The following is a 20220-nucleotide window of genomic DNA, read 5'->3' as shown; positions in this document are numbered from 1 at the left end:
CCAGAGATCCTCGAATGAACGACTTGGCCAATGACTCCATGACTGCATCTTCCGATAACAGCCAACGAATTGACTTCAACACGCCTGCGTTACTGCGTAAGCGGCGTATTCGCGGGCTCAAAGACCACATGGCGCGTTGGTACGTGTCGATTGGCGGTCTGGCGGTACTGGGTGCGATCACCCTGATTTTCTTCTACCTCGCCTACGTGGTGATGCCGATTTTCTCGGGTGCCGATATAACCGCGCACAAAACTCAGCAACCCGCTTGGTTGGCTGATCAAGGCGAGGCACTGATGCTCGCCGTTGAAGAGCAAAACAAGGTTGCGATGCGTTTGAACCGCAACGGCCATGTGCAGTTCTTCACCCTTAAAGATGGCACTGCACTAACTAATTACGACTTGCCAATGCCGGCGGGCGTGAGCATTAGCTCGTTCAGTGAAGACCAGCCCGGCAGCCGCCGCACCGTGGTCGGTCTGTCTGACGGTACGGCGTTGGTGTTCAAGCAGAATTACGCAGTGACCTACCCGAACAACGTTAAAACCATCACCCCGGTCATTCAGTACCCGTTTGGTGAAGAGGCGATCAAGCTTGATCCGCAAGGTCGTGCCCTTGAGCACGTGGCGGTCAATGTGAATGGTGACAACCTGCTGCTAAGTGCCTCGACCGGCGCTGAGCTGCACGCGTTATTGATCACTAAAGAAGAAAACCAGTTCACTGGCGAAACCAGCCAGGAACAACAAGCGCTTGACCTGCCGCAGATCGCCGAGCCGATCACGGCCATGATCATTGATCCGCGTCAGCAGTGGTTGTACGTGTTTAACGGCAAAGCCACCGCCGATGTTTTCGACCTGCGCAACAAAACCCTGAATGGCCGCTATACGCTGCTGAAAGGTGATGCTGAGGTGACGGCGGTAAGCCCGTTGCTGGGTGGCATTTCGCTGTTGATTGGCGACAGTAAAGGCGGCATTGCCCAGTGGTTTATGGTGCGCGATAAAGACGGTAAGTCTGAGCTGACCAACATCCGCGACTTCCAGATGAAAGACAGCCCGGTCACCCAGTTCATGCCAGAGGAGCGCCGCAAGGGCTTTATGGCGATGGACAGCCAGGGCAACCTGGGCCTGTTCCATAGCACCGCACACCGCACATTGCTGGTTGAGCCGGTTGCCAAAGGCGCTAGCGTTGCGGCCCTGTCGCCACGTGCCAGCCGCGTTTTGATTGAGTCTGGCGGCCAACTGCAAACCTACAGCGTGGACAACCCGCACCCGGAAGTATCCTGGAGTTCGCTGTGGGGTAAAGTCTGGTACGAAAGCTACGACGAGCCCAAGTACGTGTGGCAATCGACCTCGGCCAACAGTGACTTTGAGCCGAAGCTGAGCCTGGCACCCCTGACCTTCGGTACGCTCAAAGCGGCGTTCTACGCCATGCTGCTGGCCGCACCCCTGGCCATCTGCGCGGCAATCTATACCGCCTACTTCATGGCCCCGGCCATGCGCGGCAAGATCAAGCCCGTCATTGAGTTGATGGAGGCGCTGCCAACGGTAATTCTCGGCTTCTTCGCCGGCTTGTTTCTCGCGCCCTATGTCGAGGGGCATCTCCCCGGAATATTCAGTTTGCTCTTGCTAACCCCCATAGGGGTGCTAGTCGCCGCGTACCTGTGGAGTCGCTTGCCTGAGCGCATTCGTCTGGTGATCCCGGATGGTTGGGAAGCGGCGCTGCTGATCCCGGTGATCCTGATGATTGGCGCGGTTTCGCTGTCGATGAGCGGGCACATGGAGAACTGGTTCTTCGGCGGCAACATGCGCCTGTGGTTGAGCAACGATCTGGGCATTGCCTTCGATCAGCGCAACGCCCTGGTGGTCGGCCTGGCGATGGGTTTTGCGGTCATCCCGAACATTTATTCGATTGCCGAAGACGCCGTGTTCAGCGTGCCGAAGAGCCTGACATTTGGCTCGCTGGCCCTCGGTGCAACGCCCTGGCAGACCCTCACTCGCGTGGTCATTCTGACGGCCAGCCCCGGCATTTTCTCGGCGCTGATGATCGGTCTGGGCCGTGCAGTGGGTGAAACCATGATCGTGCTGATGGCCACCGGTAACACGCCGATTATGGACATGAACATCTTTGAAGGCCTGCGCACGCTGGCTGCCAACGTGGCGGTGGAAATGCCGGAGTCGGAAGTCGGCAGTAGCCACTATCGCGTGCTGTTCCTGTCCGCGCTGGTGCTGTTGAGCTTCACTTTCGTGATGAACACGCTGGCAGAAATAATTCGAACCCGCCTGCGTAAGAAATACGCCTCGCTCTAAGACTCAGGAAGGTAGACGTCCGTGAACGTGAAAAAGCAAAACCTCAAATCCTGGTTCCAGAGTGGCTCACCCTGGGTCTGGATGACTGCTAGCGGTGTATCGATTGCGGTGATCATGACCCTGGGTCTGCTTGCGGTAATCGCCACACGCGGCCTGGCGCACTTCTGGCCAGCTGACATTATTGAAGCCACCTATCAAGTGCCCGGCGAAGCGCCGCGCGTGATGGCCGGTGAGTTGGTGCAGGCTGAAGAAGTACCACGCGCCCGTCTGGCATCCGCCGGCTTGCCCGTTGATGTTAAAGGCGGCGAGTTCATGACCCGCGAGCTGTTTAAGGTCGGTAACCGTGACATTAGCGGTGCTGACTTCAGCTGGGTGGTGGATGAGTGGATGAAGGATCCGCGCACGCCAAAAGACATGGTCGCCGTCGAGCGCCGTGAGTGGGGCAACTTCTACGGCTATCTGGTCAACGTTAAAGAGGACGGCAAGCTGGTCGCTGAAGGCGATTCAGCATGGGACGAGCTGCAACAGCGCATCGTTCGTGTTGATGAGTTACACGGGCAAATCGCCGCCCTGCAGAAAAAAGACATTGGCCGAATTAACCATGGCCTTGAAAGCCTGCGCCTGAAAAAGCGCAGGCTGGAAATGCATAACCAGTTGGATGCTGCTGCTCAGGCTGACCTTGATTCCGAACGTGCGCAGTGGGATGCCGAGTACAAGGTGCTAGAAGCGCAGTTGGTTGATCTGAATGAGCAGTTCAATCGCGACAGCGTGACCCTGAAAACCGTCGACGGCACCGAGAAGGAAGTCAGCCTGGGCAAAGTGGTGCGCGCCTATATGCCCAACGCCATGGGCACCACGGAAAAACTGGGCTTCTACTTTGCCAAGATGTGGGAGTTCGTCAGCGACGAGCCGCGTGAGGCCAACACCGAAGGCGGGATTTTCCCGGCAATCTTCGGCACCGTGATGATGACCTTGATCATGGCGGTTATCGTCACGCCATTTGGTGTGCTGGCGGCTATCTACCTGCGTGAATACGCCAAGCAAGGTCCACTGACGCGGATCATCCGCATCGCGGTAAACAACCTTGCCGGGGTGCCAGCGATTGTTTACGGGGTGTTTGGCCTTGGCTTCTTCGTCTATGTACTGGGCGGCTCGATTGACCAGTTGTTCTTCGCTGAAGCAGCGCCGGCACCCACCTTTGGTACGCCGGGCTTGCTCTGGGCTTCGTTGACCCTGGCCATCCTGGCTGTACCGGTGGTTATCGTCGCGACTGAAGAAGGCTTGGCGCGGATCCCCCGTGCGCTGCGTGAAGGCTCGCTGGCGCTGGGGGCAACCAAAGCGGAAACCTTATGGAAAGTGGTGTTGCCAATGGCCAGTCCCGCGATGATGACCGGGCTGATTCTGGCTGTGGCGCGCGCAGCGGGTGAAGTGGCGCCGTTGATGCTGGTAGGGGTGGTTAAGTTGGCCCCAGCATTGCCGCTGGATGGCAACTATCCCTACTTGCACTTGGATCAGAAGATCATGCACTTGGGCTTCCACATCTACGACGTCGGCTTCCAGAGCCCTAACGTCGAGGCGGCGCGGCCACTGGTTTACGCCACTGCGCTGTTGCTGGTGCTGGTGATTGCCTTGCTTAACCTCACCGCCGTGTTTATCCGTAACCATCTGCGCGAGAAATACAAAGCGCTGGATCATTAATCGATTGCGTTGCCCTGGCATGTGTCAGGGCGGACTGAATGAATTGTTAGCGTAGGGAGCATCCCATGCAGCACGAAGTACACACACACGGTATCGACATGGCCGCGCTGGGTCGCCAGCGCCAAGGTCTGGATATGGCCAATGAGCGAGTGGCCATTGATGTTCCAGGTCTGAATCTGTACTACGGCGACAAGCAGGCCTTGTACGACGTCAAGATGACCATTCCCAAGCAGCGGGTTACGGCTTTTATCGGCCCGTCGGGTTGCGGTAAATCGACCCTGCTGCGCACCTTCAACCGAATGAACGATCTGGTCGATGGTTGCCGTGTTGAGGGCGAAGTGAACCTGGATGGCACCAACATCTACCGCAAAGGCGAAGACGTTGCCGAGCTGCGTCGTCGCGTTGGCATGGTGTTCCAGAAGCCCAACCCGTTCCCGAAAAGCATCTACGAGAACGTGGTCTATGGCCTGCGTATTCAAGGCGTAAACCAGAAGCGTGTGCTCGATGAAACCGTTGAGTGGGCACTGAAAAGTGCTGCTCTGTGGGATGAAGTTAAAGACCGCCTGCATGAGTCGGCACTGGGCATGTCCGGTGGTCAGCAGCAGCGTTTGGTGATCGCTCGTACCGTGGCGGTGCAGCCGGAAGTGTTGCTGCTCGATGAGCCGTGCTCGGCCCTCGATCCGATCTCGACGCTGAAGGTTGAAGAGCTGATCTACGAGCTGAAGTCCAAGTACACCATCGTCATCGTGACCCACAACATGCAGCAGGCCGCGCGGGTCTCGGACTACACGGCGTTTATGTACATGGGCAAACTGATCGAGTTTGGTGACACCGACACGCTGTTCACCAACCCAGAGAAGAAGCAAACCGAAGATTACATCACCGGTCGCTATGGCTGATCGGCAATGGCAAATCGCGCTGCGCATTATTGGCAGCGCGTGCTCTACGCGTTTGTACTGTCTGCGCGCCGCCTCCTCGCTTTGTACGATTTACCAAAGGCCGGCTAACACCACGATAGGAATATCATCCAGCTTCGCAAGGGTTCGATCATGATCAACAAAGAAAACCTTACCCAGCATATTTCCCAGCAGTTCAACGCCGAGCTGGAGGAGGTGCGCAGCCACCTGCTGGCGATGGGTGGCCTGGTGGAAAAACAGGTTAACGATGCGGTAACCGCGTTGATCGACGCTGACTCCGGCCTGGCTCAGCAGGTGCGTGAGATCGATGACCAGATCAACCAGATGGAGCGCAATATCGACGAAGAGTGCGTGCGCATTCTCGCGCGCCGTCAGCCGGCCGCTTCCGACCTGCGCTTGATCATCAGCGTCTCGAAATCGGTAATCGACCTCGAACGTATCGGTGACGAAGCGACCAAAATCGCCAAGCGCGCGATTCTGCTGTGCGAGGAAGGCGAAGCGCCGCGCGGTTATGTTGAGGTGCGGCATATTGGTGACCAGGTGCGCAAAATGGTGCAAGAGGCGCTGGACGCTTTTGCCCGTTTCGATGCCGATCTGGCGTTGTCTGTTGCGCAATACGACAAGACCGTTGACCGCGAATACAAGACCGCTTTGCGTGAGCTAGTTACCTACATGATGGAAGATCCACGCTCAATCGCGCGGGTGCTCAACATCATCTGGGCGCTGCGCTCCCTGGAGCGTATTGGCGATCATGCACGCAACATCGCCGAACTGGTGATCTACTTGGTACGTGGTACAGACGTGAAACACATCGGCCTGGCTCGCATGCAGGAAGAAGTGCAGGGTACCGGCAAGAGCAGCTGAGGCGTTAAAGCCTCAGTTGGGCACACGTTCCCCGTTCTGCCCGAGTGCACTAATCGCCATATATGTGCATTTCGGTTGGCCATTGGCCAATAGCCGTGACTATGCTTACGGTCATTAGAACGGGAGTTGTCGATGAGTAAAGTCAGTGTGCTGGTGGTGGACGACGCAACTTTTATTCGCGATCTGGTGAAAAAGGGTTTGCGCGACCATTTTCCAGGCATCCAGATCGAGGAAGCGGTGAATGGGCGCAAGGCCCAGCAGTTGCTTAGTCGGCAAAGTGTTGACCTGATTCTGTGTGATTGGGAAATGCCGGAAATGTCCGGGTTGGAGCTGCTCACGTGGTGCCGTGAGCAGGATGAACACAAGATCACGCCCTTCATTATGGTTACCAGCCGCGGCGATAAAGAAAACGTCGTGCAGGCGATCCAGGCTGGCGTTTCAGACTTTATCGGCAAGCCGTTTTCCAATGAGCAACTGACCACCAAGGTGAAAAAAGCCCTGAGCCGTGCCGGCAAGCTGCAGGCATTGATGTCCAGTGCGCCGCCGAAGATGCTCAGCACAGGTGCTTTCGCCAATGATTCGCTGTCCGCTCTGACAGGTGGCAAGGGTGCTGTGGTTAAGCCAAGTGCTGCGCCGGCGGTGCAAGCAGCGACGGCCTTTGCCGGTAAACCTGCAGCGAGCAAAGCCGCTGCAGCTAGCTCGCCGAGTGGCCGTGGTCAGGGTCAACTGCGTTTACCTGGCGGCACCATGAGCTGTGTGATCAAGGCGTTGAGCTTGAAAGAAGCGCTGTTGGTGGTCAAACGCACTGAAGTGTTGCCGCAGGTGCTGGAGAGCGCCGTGCTTGATTTAGAGCAAGGCGAGGCGGCGGAAACCGCACGGCTTAACGGCTACCTGCATGCCGTAGTAGCGTTCGAGCCCAAGCCCGATAGTGAGTGGCTGCAATTGACCTTCAGGTTTGTTGATCAGGATCCGCAAAAGCTCGATTACATTTCCCGACTGATCGCCCGTGGCACCGCGCAGAAGCATTTCAGCCCCGGTGCATGAGTGGCGCGCGTGGCAAGCCATGGGAGGTGGCTCACAACCCTGGCTTAGCCGGTCGCATGGCAAGCAATCGGCTGCTAATCTCAACGCCCCGGACAGACAAATCATAAGATCCGAGTCGTTATGCTAGGGCGTCTGATACTTCTCTGCAGTGTGTTGAGCCTTGCCGGCCAGGCAATGGCGTTGACTATTTACAAGTACACCGATGCCAACGGTGTGGTCACCTATACCGATCAGGCTGCCCCCGGCGCGCAGGTTTTTGTGTTCCGTGATCGCATGGTCGAGCGCTTGGACAACCAGGTGAAGTTGGAAACCAAGAAGCATGAGGCGGGCGAAACCCTGCTGGTGCGTAACGACCTGTTCGCCCCGGTGCAGGTCGAGTTACGTCTGGAGAACACCGATAACGTCAGCGGCGTTCCCAGTAAACCGATCAATTGGGTGTTGCCGCCGCGCAGTCACATCCGCCTGGCCACTCTGGCCCCGCGTGATGCCAGCAAACCCATGCGTTACACCCCCAAACTGCGTTATGCCATGGGTGATCCGCGCTTGCTGCCAACCCAGAAGCAATATCCGCTGCCCTGGCGTGGTGGCCCGTTCCGCCTGACCCAAGGCGCTAATGGCAAGTACAGTCACTTCACCCCGAAAGGTCGTTATGCGCTGGATATCGCCATGCCGGAAGGTACGCCGATAGTCGCAGCGCGCAGCGGTATCGTGGTGAAGACCGAAAGCCAGCAGACGGGTCGTGGCAATAACCCGTCCGGTAACTATGTGCGCATCCTGCATGACGACGGCACCATGGGCGTGTACCTGCACCTGATGCGCGGTTCGGTGGCCGTCAAAGAAGGCAGCCGGATTGAGGTCGGTACATTCCTCGCGCGCTCTGGCAATACCGGCAACAGCACCGGCCCGCACCTGCACTTCGTGGTGCAGCGCAACGTTGGCTTGGCTCTGGAATCCATCCCATTCGACTTCGCCCAGCCGGTCGACAGCCTGCCCAACTTTGCCGTAGGTGGCGACTAGCAAGCTGCCTAAGTGACCGGTGAGCCAGTGGTCATTCAGGCAAGTTCGGCCGCCGTACGGTGCCGTAAACCATCATCAGGTTGTTAATTACCGAATTGTTCTTTCAGGTGCAGTGCCATGCGGCAGTTGTCGGCGCTAGCGCGCAATATCCGCACCTCGCACTTACTGGTTTGGCTGCGTTGTTGCGGGGTCATTTTCCGGTATACGCAGCACAATATTCAGGCGCAATCCTTCATTGAGAATGTGTTGGCGCATTGCCTGGCTGGCCGCTTCGCTATTGTGCTGACGGATCGTGCGAACGATGGTTTCGTGCTCATGCAGAATGTCTTCAGCATGTGCCGCGTTACGCTGAACGAGGTGTTTGCTTTGCTCAAGGGCACCACTGATTTGTTGCGACACGCTGAGGAAAATCGGGTTAGAGGTGAGCGCCACTAACTTACGATGGAACGCGTTATACGCCTCGACCAGGCCATCGGCGTGCCCATCCTCGACAGCCTCGCGCAGGTCCAACAGCAACAAACGCAGCTGGCCGATTTCATCGCTGGTTATGTTTTGCGCGATCAGGCCGGCGATGAAGGGTTCCAGGGCGTAGCGCAGCTGCAGGACATTCTCTAGGGAGGCTGTTGCAACTGTTGGGCTGCGCAGGTCGCGCAAGGCGGGTGTGTTGTGCTCAAGCACCATTACCCCTTTGCCGGGTAACGAGCGCAGCACTCCCAGGGTTTCCAGAACGGTAATGGCTTCGCGCAAACTTGGTCTGCTGATCGCTAGTTGCTCGGCAAGCTCGCGCTGGCCCGGGAGCATCTGCCCCGTGGTCCAGCGGCCTTGTTCAATGGTATCGAGCAGCCTCTGCACAACTGAGTTAATCAGCCTGGATGAGGAGAACATGATTGCACCTAAAGTTCTCAAAGTCGGGGCTGGTTTAGCCCCGATGATTAGTCAGCAGAGTATGTCTGTTAACCAGACAGTCCGCCTTTGTTTGGTGCGGGCATTGCTGGCGCTTTATCGGCGCTGCCTGGGTGATCATCAAGCACGGCATTGGCGTTTGGGATGTTGATGTCGTTCTCCCAGCGGGCGATGACGACAGTCGCGATGCAGTTACCGATCATATTGGTCAGCGCTCGGGCAATGCCCATGAACCAGTCAACCGACAATACCAGTACCAGACCGGCTGCGGGGATGGCCGGCACAGCCGTGAGGGTCGCAGCGAGAATCACCAGGGCAGAGCCGGGAATACCGTGCGCACCTTTTGAGGTGATCAGCGATACCAGCAACACCGTCATCAGGTCACTAAAGGCAAGTGGTGTACCGGTAGCGTGAGCGATGAACACCACGGCCAGGGTTAAGTAGATCGAAAAGCCATCAAGGTTGAACGAATAACCGGTAGGAATTACCAAGCCCACGGTCGAGCTACGGATGCCCAGCTTTTCCAGCTTGCGCATGATTTGCGGCAACACGGCATCGGAAGAAGCGGTGCCCACAACGATCAGCAGTTCTTCGCGGAAGTAACGCAGAAAGGGAAACAGGCGCACGCCACACAGGCGCAACACGGTGCCGAGCACCAGCGTGACGAACAGCGCGCAGGTTACATAGAACACTAAAACCAAGGCACCAAGATGGCTGAGCGAGCTGACGCCGTAGCGGCTGATGGTGAAGGCTACTGCACCGAATACCCCCAGCGGAGCCAGGCGCACAATCATGCCCATGATGCGAAATAGCACGTGACTGAATTCGTTGATCAGCCGCGCCAGGCCACTGGCTTGCTCACCCACTAGGTTGAGGGCGCTGCCGAACAGCACAGAAAACAGCAGCACTTGGAGAATGTCGTTACCGGCAAAAGCGCTAAACACCGAGGATGGGATCAGTGCCATGAAGAACGCCACCGGACCGTGCATGGCTTGGGCGTTACCGGTATAGGCGGAGGCATCGCTAGCAGACAGGCTGTTCAGGTCGATGTTGGCGCCTGAGCCCAAACCGGTGCTGTAGGCCACCACTAAACCAAGAACCAAGGCAATGGTGGTGAGCACTTCAAAGTAGATCACTGACTTCAGGCCGATTCTGCCGACCTTCTTCAGGTCTCCAGCCCCGGAGATACCGTTGACCACGACACAAAATACGATGAGCGCAATGAGCATTTTGATCAGCTTAATAAAGCCGTCGCCCAGGGGTTTCAGATGGGAGGAAAAATCAGGAAAGCTAACCCCAGCAATTACGCCAAAGATCAGAGCTATTACGACTTGCAGGAAAATTGAGCGCGAGCAGTTTTTGATAAACATTGCAGTGGTCTCCGTATGCGTAGTCGCCCTGTGGGAGAGGATCGGCTCGCAGTTATTGTTCTGGTATTACCGGTAAGACCAGTGCAATTTATGCGCTGCAAACGGCTTTGACAAGTTTTGTATTGGTGGGCAATCGCTGGTAAAGCCAGTGGCTTTTACCAATAACGTCTTCTAAAACGCTGCATTGAATACTCAACGGAGGGTGAGTCAGAGGTTTGCCAGAGGTCCTAGTGCAGCCTTGTAGCGTGTTCATAGCCGTTAGTTGGTTATGGTAAGCCGCACCTGCAATGTGCTCGCACTTAAAGCAGGCGTCGCGCCTTATGCTGGTGCGGTTGTGGGGTAGGGCTGTTGCTTGCGTGGCTCTGTTCTGGTTTTTGCTTTGTGGTCCAAGCCTCTGTATAGGCAGGGCTTTTTTCATACGTGATGATTTTTTGAATGGACTGGCACCGGACTTGCTTTGACCCTTACAGACGGGATGAGTCAGCACGTCGGCCTAGCCGGTACGCAATCGCTCATGACGCTTGGCACAGTGGAGTTTAACCAGAGGCGAACTAGGGTTCCGGTCAACTGCGACGTTGATGCTGGTCCGAGAGTTTTCCGGCCCTAAGGACCAGGGCTACACGGCGGGATAAAAGCCCGGGAGGACGTGATGTCATCCCGTGCCGATTTCTAACGTGTAGGAGCTATGCCATGACCCCGCTATCCCTGCGTTCACTGCGCAAGACTCTGCTTTGTGCCAGCCTGGCCAGCGTATTCGCTGCGCTGCCCTTTTCTGCACACGCCCTGGAAAAACTCAAGATCGGCACCGTGGTATGGGCCGGTTATGCGCCGTTTTACGTCGCTGACGAGTTGGACCTGTACAAGGCGCACGACCTCAAAGTTGAGCTGCAATTCTTCAACGATCCCGCGCTGATTCCCTCCGCCATGCTGGGCAGCGCCCTCGACGGCGGCATGCTCACTTACGACCAGGTGGTTGGCGGCGTGGCCAAGGGCCTGAAGCACAAGGTGGTGATGCCCATCGACTTCTCCAACGGTGGCGATGCCATTGTGGCGGACAAATCGATCACCTCGGTTGCCGACTTCAAGGGCAAGAAAGTCGGCTTCAACCCGCTGTCGCCGTCGGACTTCCTCCTCGCCTATGCGCTCAAGGTAAATGGCCTGACCGACAAGGACATCAAGCCGATCAACATGACGCCTGAGGGCATTCCTGGGGCCATGGCGTCTGGCAGCCTGCCGGTGGGCGTGACCTATGAGCCCAACGTGTCGCAGATTCTCGGCATGCCTGGCGACAAGTTCCACGTGGTCTATTCGTCGAAGGATGCGCCCGGCCTGATCACTGACGTGCTGGTGTTCGACGAGAAGATGATTGCCAAGAAGCCCGCTGCGATCAAAGCCATGATGCAGGGCTACCTCGATGGCTTGGCCTACATGCAGAGCCACCCGGACGAAGCTGCGAAGATCATCGGCAAAGTGCTCGGTGTCAGCGCTGAGGAAGCCAAGGAGCAGATGAGCGGTGTGTACAACATCCCATTGGCCGAGATGAGCAACAACTTTGTCGAGTCCGACAAGACCAGCTCGTTCTTCGGCAGTGGTGCGGTGATCGCCACGTTGCTCAAGGATAACGGCCAGATCCCAGCCATCCCCGATTTCGCCACGACCTTCGACGCGCAGTTCGTCGAGGCGCTGGCCAAGTAGCGCGATAAGTCCGCTGGCAGGCTGGCGCGTCATGTCAGCCTGCCACGCACGGCGTCATGCACCCATCGGAGAGAACCATGTCTACTCAGCTTTATCGCTATGCTGATGGCCGGGTCGCCAACAGCTTGGCTATCGCTTATGCGCTCGGCGGCTATGTCGCCGGTATCGCCTTGTTGCTGGCCGACAGTTGGCTGGCCAACGCGGCCGGTACGTTGCTGCTGGGCCACGCGATGATTATCGCCGCTTACCTGATCCACGAATTCGCCCACGGCACCATCTTCGCCAAGCCCAAATACAACGAACGGGCCGGTGAGCTGGCCAGTTGGATCTGCGGCAGTTGCTACGCCGGCTTCCAGGATTTACGGCGCAAGCACATGCGCCACCACGTCGACCGCGCCGATGTGCTGACCTTCGACACCAAGGTCTTCCTTAACCAGCGCTGCCCCGCCTGGGTGCGCAAGCTGGTGCTGGCCGCCGAGTGGGCCTACGTGCCAGCGGTGGAACTGATCATGCACTGGTACGTGATCATCCTGCCGTTCATTACCGATAACCCCAAGCACCGTGCCAATCGCCGCAAGGTATTGCTGACCCTGCTGGTGCGTGTGGTGCTGTTTGGCTTGCTCGCGGCAGCCTCACTGAAGGCAGCGATTCTCTACTTCGTGGCCTGGTCGATCATGCTCACCGTGCTGCGCTTTACCGATGCCTATCAGCACACCTACGACGCCTTCGCGGTGCTTGAGGACGACGGCAAGATCCCCGCTGACAAACAGCGCGACCGCGTGTACGAGCAGATGAACACCTACAGCAACGTGGTTTCCGTGCGCTGGCCGGTGCTTGATCTGCTGTTGCTCAACTTCGCCTACCACAACGCCCACCACGAAAAACCAGTGGCTCCCTGGTATCGCCTGCGCAAGCTGCACAGCGAGCTGTATGACAGCGAATACAGCCAGATATTGCCGATGCACCTGCTGCTGAAAAGCTTTCACCAGCATCGCCTGCGCCGGGTGATTGATGACCACTATGGCCAGGTTGAACTGAGCGGTGCGCAGCGTGCCGATGGTTTCTACGGCGCGGTTGGCGTGTCCTTTCTGACGGCGGTGTGACGATGATCGACTATCGCGGTAAACAGGTGCTGATCAGCGGCGCGGCCAGCGGCATCGGCCGTGGTCTGGCGCGGGCTTTTGCCGCTCAAGGCGCGAGCCTGGAGTTGCTTGATCGCGATGCGCCGGCGCTGACAGCGGTGGCTGCTGAGTTGGCGTCGCTGACGACCTGCCAGATTGCCACGCTCGACCTGAGCGATAGCGAGGCGATTGCCGCTTACGTTGCCCAGCGCGGCGAGCAGCCGCTGGATGTGCTGATCAACAACGCCGGGGTCGAGTACGTCACCCCGTTGGCCGACACCGGCAGCGCCGCCGATGCCCGCTGGCAGGCGCTGCTGGATAACAATGTGGCCTCGATGCTGCGCCTGACCCGCGCCCTGCAAGGGCAGTTGCGCGCGGGGTCGAGCGTGATCAACCAAGCGTCCATCTGGGGCTTGAAGGGCGTGCCGGGGTTTTCCGCTTACGTTGCCAGCAAGCATGCGGTAATTGGCCTGACTCGTTCGCTGGCCTGGGAGCTGGGGCCGAGGCGGATTCGCGTGAATGCCGTATGTCCTGGCTGGATCGGCACCGAGGCGGCCATGCGTTCACTCAAGGTTATGGCCGAGGCCAGCGGCCGCAGCGAAGCCGATGAGCTGGCGCTGATTCTCGCCGCGCAGGCGGTGCCGGAATTGCTCACGCCCGCCGATCTGGCCGGCACCTTCTTGTTTCTCGGCAGCAGCCTGGCGGCGCCCATTACCGGGCAGGCGCTGTCGGTCAGCCATGGCGAGGTGATGCATTGAACCCGCTCGCGCACGAGCGGCCATTGGCCGGGCAAACCGCGCTGGTCACCGGGGCCACGCAAGGTATCGGCCGGGCGACTGCCGTGGCGCTGGCCCAGGCTGGCGCGTTGGTGTGGCTCAACCACCTTGATCAGGCGCAGGCCGCCGATGAGCTGGTCGCGGAGATTGCCGCCAACGGTGGTCAGGCCCGTGCGGTGCAGGCCGATGTGGCGGATGCGCCGCAAGTGGCGGCAATGTTCACGCAGATTCTGCAGGCCGGTGACCTGGATATTCTGGTCAACAACGCCGGGGTGATTCTGGAAAAACCCTTCGTCGACACCGATGAAGATGATTGGGCTTTTGTTCTGGGCGTTGACCTGCACGGCGTCTACCGCTGCTGCCGGCATGCCCTGCGGCATATGCAACTGCGCCAGCGCGGCTGCATCGTCAATATCGCCTCCGAGTTGGGCCACCTGGGCCGTGCCGATTTCGTCGCCTATTGCACGGCCAAGGCCGGGGTGATCGGCCTGACTAAATCCCTGGCCCGCGAATTTGCCCCGCATATCCGCATCAATGGCGTGGCACCGGGGCCGGTGGATACGCCGATGGTTTCGGCCGAGCACATGAGCGCCGAAATGATCGCCAAGGAAAGTGACATTCCCGCCGGCCGCCTGGGGCAACCACAAGAGATCGCCGCCGCGGTGCTGTTTCTGGTTTCGCCTGGCGCGAGCTTTTTTCACGGACAGATGCTCGGTGCCAATGGCGGTGCCTGGATGGGAGGCTGATATGGGCTGGCTAAAGCCGGAAATCGTCCTGCTGCTGGGTGCCAGTTTCTGGGGCCTGGGCTGGATTCCCTTGGACCACTTGGCCGGGCAGGGGCTGGCCGGTATGCCGGTGGTGCTCTACACCTACGGCCTGCTGTGCCTGGTGGCGTTGCCGATTTTAGTTGTGCAGCGGCGTGCCTGGTGGCCGCAGCGGCGTGCCCTGGCAGTGATCTGCCTATGTGGTGGTTGGGCCACGGCCGGGCTGGTGGGAGCACTCTCTGAAGGTGATGTGGTGCGCGCCATGCTGCTGTTTTATCTGGCGCCGGTGTGGGCGTTGCTGGGTGGCTGGTTGCTGTTGGGGGAGCGGCTCAGTTTTGTGCGCGTTGGTGCGCTGCTGCTGGCGATGAGCGGCATCGCTCTGACGTTGGGCGTCAGTGCGGAAACCTTCCGGCCGCTCACCGCCAGTGATTGGCTGGCGCTCTCCGCCGGCCTGGCGTTTGCCTTTAACAACCTCGCCACCCGCGCGGCGGATCAGGTGCCGATAGCCAGCAAGGCGGTGGTGGCCTTTCTCGGTGCGGCCTTGCTCGGCGGGCTGTTTTGCCTGCAACAACAGGTCGCGTTGCCGCCGATGAGCGCCGGCTTGTGGCTGCAAATCCTGCTGTTTGGGGGGTTCTGGCTGATCGCCATGAGTGCGGCGCAATACGGCTTCAGCCATGTTGAGACAAGCCGTGCGGCAGTGCTGGTGGTGATCGAACTGGTGGTGGCAGTGCTCACCGCCGCCTGGCTCGGTGAGCGCGAACTGGGCCTGCGTGAGTGGTGTGGCGGCGCGCTGGTGCTGTTTGCTGCGCTACTCGCCGAACGTCCATCGCGTGCTTCTTCGACAAAACTCTGTGAGGCCAAACCATGACCATTCGGATGGACCAACTTAGCTGGGTTGAATACGCGCGCCGCGTGCGTGAAGACTCCCCCGTGGTATTCCTGCCGTGCGGCGCCACCGAGCAGCACGGCCCGCACCTGCCGCTGGGCACCGATGCGCTGCTGGCCAGCGCCTTGTGCGAAGACGTTGCCGCGCAGGTCGGCGGTCTGGTCGCGCCGGCCCTGTCCTACGGTTACAAGTCGCAGCCCAAGTGCGGTGGCGGCAACCATTTCTGCGGCACCACCAGCCTCGATGGGCAAACCCTGATCGCCCTGGTGCGTGATGCCGTGCGTGAGTTTGCCCGGCATGGCGTAACGCGTCTGGTGCTGGTTGATGGTCACTACGAAAACCAGTGGTTCGTCACCGAAGGCATCCAACTGGCCATGCGCGACCTGGACGCGGCCAGCAAGCTGGAAGTGATGCGCCTGGAACACTGGGATTTCTGCACCGAGCAGACCCTGGCCGATGTGTTCCCGGACGGCTTCCCCGGTTTTGCCCTGGAGCACGCGGCGGTGATTGAAACCTCGCTGATGCTGCATTACCTGCCGCATCTGGTGCGCATTGACCTGATCCCTGACGATGCCCCAGCGGACTTCCCGCCCTACGACATGTACCCAACCCGCACCGAGTGGGTGCCGCCGTCCGGCGTGCTGTCCTCGGCCAAGGGCTCAACGGCAGAGAAGGGCGCGCGCATGGCCGGCGATATTAGCCAAGGCATTGCCGCTGCTGTGCGTAAGGAATTCAAGCTGTGAGCACGGCCCTGATCGTCATCGATATGCAGCGCGACTTCTGCTCGCCAGGCGGCTATGCCGACCAAGCCGGCTTGGATATTAGCCTGCTGCGTGCGCCGATCCCGGCCATTCGCCGGGTTTTGGATGCCGCCCGCGCCCGTGGCCTGCTGGTGCTGCACACCCGTGAAGGGCACCGCGCGGATCTGGCTGATTTGCCCGAGCCAAAACGCCTGCGTGCGGCCAACTCCGGCGCACCCATTGGCCATCCTGGCCCGCTGGGCAAATTGCTGGTGCGCGGTGAATACGGCCACGACCTGATCGACGAGCTACAGCCGTTGGCCGGTGAGCCGGTAATCGACAAGCCCAGCTACAGCGCCTTCGCCAGCACCGATCTCGACCTGCTGCTGCGCAATCGCGGCATCCGCGAGTTGATCATCTGCGGGGTCACCACCGAGGTGTGTGTGCATTCCACCCTGCGCAGTGCGGTGGATCGCGGTTATGCCTGCACCCTGGTCAGCGATGCCTGCGGCTCGGCCTACCCGCAACTGCACGCGGCGGCGCTGGCCATGGTCGATGTCGAGGGCGGCTTGTTCGGCCGTGTGCTGGACAGCCACAGCCTGCTTAACCAGTGGGAGGCCGCATGACTCAAGTAACCAAGCTCTGGCCGTTGCTCACCGCCACTCATCGTTACGACAAATCCATCTCCACCTGGCAGCGTAATCAGGGCGTGATGATTGAGGCACCGATCCTCGCCTACCTGATCGAAACAAGCCACGGTCGCATTCTTTATGACGTTGGTTGTGACTACGCCAAGATCGCCGAGCCAAGCCTGCGTGAGCGCTGGTACGGCGACTTCCCCATGGGCGCGCCACGCATGAGCGAGGAGCAACGCCTGCCCGCGCATTTTGCTCGCCTGGGGCTGACCCCGGCAGACATTGATCTGGTGTTCCTCGGCCATCTGCATTTCGACCATGCCGGCGGCTTGTGTGAGGTGTGCGGGGCCGAGGTGCACGTGCATGCCGCCGAATTGCAGGCAGCCAAGGCGCAGGCCGACGACGCCTATTTCGTCGATGATTTTGCCGGCGACTACAACTGGAAGGTGCAAACGGGCGAGTACGACCTGCTGCCCGGCGTGCGCGCGATCAACACCCCCGGTCACACCGCTGGGCATATGTCGCTGTTGATCGAATTGCCCAAGGGCGCGCCGATCATCCTTGCCGGTGATGCCGCCGACTTGACGGAAAACATCGAGCAGGAAATCGCCCCCGGTTCGCTCTGGCAAGACCGTGAAGACCTCGCCATCGACAGCATTCGCAAGCTCAAGGCGCTGGCCAACGAAACCGGTGCCGAGCTATGGCCGAACCACGACATGGCCTTTTTCAAGCGCCTGCGCCAGTTCCCGGAGTTCCACGCATGACAGCCGTTCCCGCAAGCTACCTCGGCGTGTGGCAGCGCACGCTGCTGACCACCACGGCCGGGCTGCATGACGCCAGCACGCAGGTTTACTGGCTGCAAACCGCCGAGCTGTTTGCCGACCTGCGCGTGCCGCAGCCGTTGCCGAGCAGCCCGGCCGAGTTGGCGCTGCAGGCTGGCTTTGCCGGCCGCACGGCCATCGACGGGGACATCTGCCAGTGGCACCGCGCGATTGATTTCCAGCCGCCGAGTGGCCGTGATGACATCGGCCGGATGCACTTCGAGCGCCCCGACTACCTGCTGGAAGATGGCCTCGATGGCAGCTACCACGAAGTCTGGGAGCGTTTGCCGGAATCCCTCGGGCGTAACTGGGGCACCTGGCTGAGCGCGGCCGATGGTCGCCAGGGTTGCCTGCTGTTGGCTGGCGACTACTTCCTGTTTGCGGCCGGCCGCGCGCAGGCACTTGCCCCTGCCGACTCGTTGGCCGAGCTACTGGCCGTAGCCGCTGAACCGCAGGCGCTGCTTGCGTTTGAGCTGTCCTTTGGGCGCTATGCAGGCGGCACACAACCCTGGTGCATTGCCCTGTCGACCTTGCCCGCGCGCATCGGCCAGGCGTTGCTGCCGGCGACTATTAATGCCGATTCGCCTGCCGAGCTATTGAGCCCGGCCGTGCTCGCCACCCTCGGTGCACAACCGCCTTTGGGCGGCTGGCAGGCGTGCGACGAAGCTGTTTTCCCCTGTGCAGGAGCCAAACCATGACTGCTCATCAATCGCTGCCCACCACCGAGGCCGCCGCTCCACCGGCGCGGCCCAGTTGGTGGGTGATACGCGGCGAGCTGCCGCGTGTCGCCGTTTGGAGCCTGGCTGTTGCCGGGCTGCTGTTGCCGCTGCTGGTGTGGTGGGCTTGCACCGCACTGGGGCTGACCAACCCGATGTTTATCCCCGGCCCCGGTGCGGTGCTGGCGCGGGTTGGCCACTGGTGGAGCGAAGAAGGCTTGCTCACCGACATTGGCATCAGCGTCTGGCGGGTGATGGGCGGCTTCGGCGCCTCGGCGCTGTTGGCCCTGCCGCTGGGGTTGTATATCGGCACCTATCGCCCGGTGCAGGCCTTCCTTGAACCACTCACTGACTTTATCCGCTACATGCCGGCGGTGGCCTTTATCCCGCTGATCATGCTTTGGGTAGGGATCGACGAAGGCTCGAAGATTCTCATCATCTTTATCGGCACCTTCTTCCAGATGGTGCTGATGGTCGCCGAGGATGTGCGCCGGGTGCCCATGGCGCAGATCGAAGCGGCGCAGACCATGGGCGCTTCGCGTGCTGAAATCGTCAAATTGGTGATCCTGCCGTCGGCCCGCCCGGCGCTGCTCGACACCCTGCGCATCACCTGCGGCTGGGCCTGGACCTACCTGGTGGTGGCCGAACTGGTGGCGGCCAACTCCGGCCTCGGTTACGCCATCCTCAAGGCGCAGCGCTACATGCACACCGACAAGATTTTCGCCGGCATCCTGCTGATCGGCATTATCGGCCTGCTCACCGACCAGGCGTTTCGCTGGCTGGGTCGCGTGGCCTTCCCCTGGATGAAGAGGTAAACGGCATGACTGACAGCAAGATTCAGATTCGCCGCGTCGGCAAGCTATTCAAAAGCCAGGATCGCCACGTACAGGCCCTGCAAGAGATCAACCTGGATATTCGCGCCAACGAATTCATCACCTTCGTCGGTGCCTCCGGCTGTGGCAAATCGACCCTGTTACGCAGTGTCGGCGGCCTGGAGCAGCACAGCGTCGGTGAAATCCTCGTCGATGGTCGCGCGGTCAACGGCCCCGGCATCGACCGTGCGATGGTCTTTCAGCACTACAGCCTGTACCCCTGGCTCAAGGTGATGGATAACATCAAGTTCTGCCGTCAGCTCAAGGTGGTGTCCGACACCGTGCGCGGCGACGCCGATATCGAAGTGGCCAGCGGTCGCGCCGATGCCCTGCTGAGCCTGATGGGCCTGACGGCCTTCGCCAATGCCTACCCTAATCAGCTCTCCGGCGGCATGCAGCAGCGTGTGGCGATTGCCCGAGCGTTGATGCCCAAGCCGCAAATCCTGCTGATGGACGAGCCCTTTGGCGCGCTGGATGCGCAAACCCGCGAAGTCATGCACGACCTGATCCGCCATGTGCACCGGCTGGAGAAGAGCACCATCCTGTTCGTCACCCACGACGTCGAGGAGGCGATCTACCTCGGTGGCCGCGTGGTGCTGATGGCCCCGCGCCCCGGCCGCATCGACACTATTTACGACGTGCCGCTGCCGGCCGAGCGCAATCAGGACATGAAGCTTTCGGGGGAATTCCTCACCCTCAAGCGGGAAATTCTCAACCGCATCCGCGAAACCTCGGGCATGAACACTGACCTGGAACTGCTGGAGCAACTGACTCGTACCGTACCGGCTTGAGTGCCGCTGCGGCTGCCATTTTTCTAGGCTCTTCGCGGATTTTTGGGGAAGTGCGGGTTGATACTGGGCAGGCAAACAAGTGTGCGTTGCCTATGACGTGTCTCTATCCATTACCGAGCCGTCTGGTCTGATGGGTTTCGCCCCTTACGGGCGAGTCACTTTCTCTTGCTTGCCCAAGAGAAAGTAACCAAAGAGAAGGGCACCCCAGCATACGGCCCCGGCTGCGCCGGGGTTCCCTCGCGCCATCTCCGCTCCAGGGGCCGCCGCCAAGGGCCATCCATGGCCCATCG

The 20220-nt window shown here is 59.9% G+C and carries 19 protein-coding genes and 1 riboswitch; of the genes, 17 read left to right on the top strand and 2 right to left on the bottom strand.

Features of this window, described 5'->3' with window-relative positions:
* Positions 1-14: 14 nt before the first annotated feature.
* The 6 genes from VCA57_RS02725 to VCA57_RS02700 all read left to right on the top strand — a co-directional run bounded on the left by VCA57_RS02725 (position 15) and on the right by VCA57_RS02700 (position 7840).
* Positions 15-2300, top strand: coding sequence for a phosphate ABC transporter permease (locus VCA57_RS02725; protein WP_411183423.1), 2286 nt, complete (start codon positions 15-17; stop codon positions 2298-2300).
* Positions 2301-2381: 81 nt separating this feature from the next.
* A complete protein-coding gene (gene pstA / locus VCA57_RS02720) occupies positions 2382-3998 on the top strand; it encodes a phosphate ABC transporter permease PstA (RefSeq protein ID WP_411183661.1) in 1617 nt (538 codons plus the stop codon).
* Positions 3999-4063: 65 nt separating this feature from the next.
* The gene (pstB, locus tag VCA57_RS02715) at positions 4064-4897 is read left to right on the top strand and encodes a phosphate ABC transporter ATP-binding protein PstB (protein ID WP_411183422.1); all 834 of its coding nucleotides are present in this window, start codon (positions 4064-4066) and stop codon (positions 4895-4897) included.
* Between the two features lie 150 nt (positions 4898-5047).
* On the top strand, positions 5048-5779 hold the full coding sequence (gene phoU / locus VCA57_RS02710; protein WP_411183421.1) for a phosphate signaling complex protein PhoU: 732 nt from the start codon (positions 5048-5050) through the stop codon (positions 5777-5779).
* Positions 5780-5911: 132 nt separating this feature from the next.
* Positions 5912-6823: a response regulator gene (locus VCA57_RS02705; protein ID WP_411183420.1), complete on the top strand. Its 912-nt coding sequence runs from the start codon at positions 5912-5914 to the stop codon at positions 6821-6823.
* Positions 6824-6943: 120 nt separating this feature from the next.
* Positions 6944-7840, top strand: a complete 897-nt coding sequence (locus VCA57_RS02700; RefSeq protein ID WP_411183419.1) for a peptidoglycan DD-metalloendopeptidase family protein — start codon at positions 6944-6946, stop codon at positions 7838-7840.
* A 162-nt stretch (positions 7841-8002) separates the two neighbouring features.
* On the opposite strand, the gene VCA57_RS02695 is transcribed toward VCA57_RS02700, so the two are convergent.
* Both VCA57_RS02695 and VCA57_RS02690 read right to left on the bottom strand, forming a co-directional pair.
* Positions 8003-8725: a FadR/GntR family transcriptional regulator gene (locus VCA57_RS02695; RefSeq protein ID WP_411183418.1), complete on the bottom strand. Its 723-nt coding sequence runs from the start codon at positions 8723-8725 to the stop codon at positions 8003-8005.
* A 68-nt stretch (positions 8726-8793) separates the two neighbouring features.
* Positions 8794-10113 carry a C4-dicarboxylate transporter DctA gene (locus VCA57_RS02690; protein ID WP_411183417.1) on the bottom strand — a complete coding sequence of 440 codons (1320 nt, stop codon included), beginning with the start codon at positions 10111-10113 and terminating at the stop codon, positions 8794-8796.
* Between the two features lie 540 nt (positions 10114-10653).
* Positions 10654-10758, top strand: a riboswitch (guanidine-I (ykkC/yxkD leader).
* Between the two features lie 45 nt (positions 10759-10803).
* Here VCA57_RS02690 and VCA57_RS02685 point away from each other — a divergent pair.
* The 11 genes from VCA57_RS02685 (at position 10804) to VCA57_RS02635 (ending at position 19930) form a co-directional block, all read left to right on the top strand.
* On the top strand, positions 10804-11808 hold the full coding sequence (locus tag VCA57_RS02685; RefSeq protein WP_411183416.1) for an ABC transporter substrate-binding protein: 1005 nt from the start codon (positions 10804-10806) through the stop codon (positions 11806-11808).
* Positions 11809-11885: 77 nt separating this feature from the next.
* Positions 11886-12911, top strand: a complete 1026-nt coding sequence (locus VCA57_RS02680) for a fatty acid desaturase family protein (protein WP_411183415.1) — start codon at positions 11886-11888, stop codon at positions 12909-12911.
* Between the two features lie 2 nt (positions 12912-12913).
* Entirely contained in the window at positions 12914-13687 is a 774-nt protein-coding gene (locus tag VCA57_RS02675; RefSeq protein WP_411183414.1) for an SDR family NAD(P)-dependent oxidoreductase, read from the top strand.
* On the top strand, positions 13684-14451 hold the full coding sequence (locus VCA57_RS02670; protein WP_411183413.1) for an SDR family NAD(P)-dependent oxidoreductase: 768 nt from the start codon (positions 13684-13686) through the stop codon (positions 14449-14451). The genes VCA57_RS02675 and VCA57_RS02670 overlap by 4 nt, the downstream gene beginning before the upstream one ends.
* 1 nt (position 14452) lies before the next feature.
* Complete coding sequence (locus VCA57_RS02665) at positions 14453-15337, top strand: DMT family transporter (protein WP_411183412.1); 885 nt, start codon at positions 14453-14455, stop codon at positions 15335-15337.
* Positions 15334-16098 carry a creatininase gene (locus VCA57_RS02660; RefSeq protein WP_411183411.1) on the top strand — a complete coding sequence of 255 codons (765 nt, stop codon included), beginning with the start codon at positions 15334-15336 and terminating at the stop codon, positions 16096-16098. The genes VCA57_RS02665 and VCA57_RS02660 overlap by 4 nt, the downstream gene beginning before the upstream one ends.
* On the top strand, positions 16086-16721 hold the full coding sequence (locus VCA57_RS02655; RefSeq protein WP_411183660.1) for a cysteine hydrolase family protein: 636 nt from the start codon (positions 16086-16088) through the stop codon (positions 16719-16721). The genes VCA57_RS02660 and VCA57_RS02655 overlap by 13 nt, the downstream gene beginning before the upstream one ends.
* Complete coding sequence (locus tag VCA57_RS02650) at positions 16718-17494, top strand: N-acyl homoserine lactonase family protein (protein WP_411183410.1); 777 nt, start codon at positions 16718-16720, stop codon at positions 17492-17494. Before VCA57_RS02655 ends, VCA57_RS02650 begins: the two co-directional genes overlap by 4 nt.
* Complete coding sequence (locus tag VCA57_RS02645; protein ID WP_411183409.1) at positions 17491-18249, top strand: hypothetical protein; 759 nt, start codon at positions 17491-17493, stop codon at positions 18247-18249. Before VCA57_RS02650 ends, VCA57_RS02645 begins: the two co-directional genes overlap by 4 nt.
* Entirely contained in the window at positions 18246-19082 is an 837-nt protein-coding gene (locus VCA57_RS02640; protein ID WP_411183408.1) for an ABC transporter permease, read from the top strand. The genes VCA57_RS02645 and VCA57_RS02640 overlap by 4 nt, the downstream gene beginning before the upstream one ends.
* 5 nt (positions 19083-19087) lie before the next feature.
* Positions 19088-19930: an ABC transporter ATP-binding protein gene (locus tag VCA57_RS02635; protein WP_411183407.1), complete on the top strand. Its 843-nt coding sequence runs from the start codon at positions 19088-19090 to the stop codon at positions 19928-19930.
* Positions 19931-20220 lie beyond the last annotated feature (290 nt).

The organism is Pseudomonas sp. (genome assembly GCF_046581935.1).
In the GTDB taxonomy this organism is placed as follows: Bacteria; Pseudomonadota; Gammaproteobacteria; order Pseudomonadales; family Pseudomonadaceae; genus Aquipseudomonas.
This window is presented reverse-complemented; position numbering and strand designations above follow the sequence as displayed.

Bases quoted from the DNA above. Each gene is read 5' to 3' on its own strand.
- VCA57_RS02695 (WP_411183418.1), bottom strand. From the start codon at position 8,725: ATGTTCTCCTCATCCAGGCTGATTAACTCAGTTGTGCAGAGGCTGCTC.
- VCA57_RS02685 (WP_411183416.1), top strand. From the start codon at position 10,804: ATGACCCCGCTATCCCTGCGTTCACTGCGCAAGACTCTGCTTTGTGCC.
- VCA57_RS02640 (WP_411183408.1), top strand. From the start codon at position 18,246: ATGACTGCTCATCAATCGCTGCCCACCACCGAGGCCGCCGCTCCACCG.
- phoU (WP_411183421.1), top strand. From the start codon at position 5,048: ATGATCAACAAAGAAAACCTTACCCAGCATATTTCCCAGCAGTTCAAC.
- VCA57_RS02645 (WP_411183409.1), top strand. From the start codon at position 17,491: ATGACAGCCGTTCCCGCAAGCTACCTCGGCGTGTGGCAGCGCACGCTG.
- pstA (WP_411183661.1), top strand. From the start codon at position 2,382: ATGACTGCTAGCGGTGTATCGATTGCGGTGATCATGACCCTGGGTCTG.
- VCA57_RS02690 (WP_411183417.1), bottom strand. From the start codon at position 10,113: ATGTTTATCAAAAACTGCTCGCGCTCAATTTTCCTGCAAGTCGTAATA.
- VCA57_RS02700 (WP_411183419.1), top strand. From the start codon at position 6,944: ATGCTAGGGCGTCTGATACTTCTCTGCAGTGTGTTGAGCCTTGCCGGC.
- VCA57_RS02650 (WP_411183410.1), top strand. From the start codon at position 16,718: ATGACTCAAGTAACCAAGCTCTGGCCGTTGCTCACCGCCACTCATCGT.
- pstB (WP_411183422.1), top strand. From the start codon at position 4,064: ATGCAGCACGAAGTACACACACACGGTATCGACATGGCCGCGCTGGGT.
- VCA57_RS02675 (WP_411183414.1), top strand. From the start codon at position 12,914: ATGATCGACTATCGCGGTAAACAGGTGCTGATCAGCGGCGCGGCCAGC.
- VCA57_RS02660 (WP_411183411.1), top strand. From the start codon at position 15,334: ATGACCATTCGGATGGACCAACTTAGCTGGGTTGAATACGCGCGCCGC.
- VCA57_RS02635 (WP_411183407.1), top strand. From the start codon at position 19,088: ATGACTGACAGCAAGATTCAGATTCGCCGCGTCGGCAAGCTATTCAAA.
- VCA57_RS02665 (WP_411183412.1), top strand. From the start codon at position 14,453: ATGGGCTGGCTAAAGCCGGAAATCGTCCTGCTGCTGGGTGCCAGTTTC.
- VCA57_RS02705 (WP_411183420.1), top strand. From the start codon at position 5,912: ATGAGTAAAGTCAGTGTGCTGGTGGTGGACGACGCAACTTTTATTCGC.
- VCA57_RS02680 (WP_411183415.1), top strand. From the start codon at position 11,886: ATGTCTACTCAGCTTTATCGCTATGCTGATGGCCGGGTCGCCAACAGC.
- VCA57_RS02725 (WP_411183423.1), top strand. From the start codon at position 15: ATGAACGACTTGGCCAATGACTCCATGACTGCATCTTCCGATAACAGC.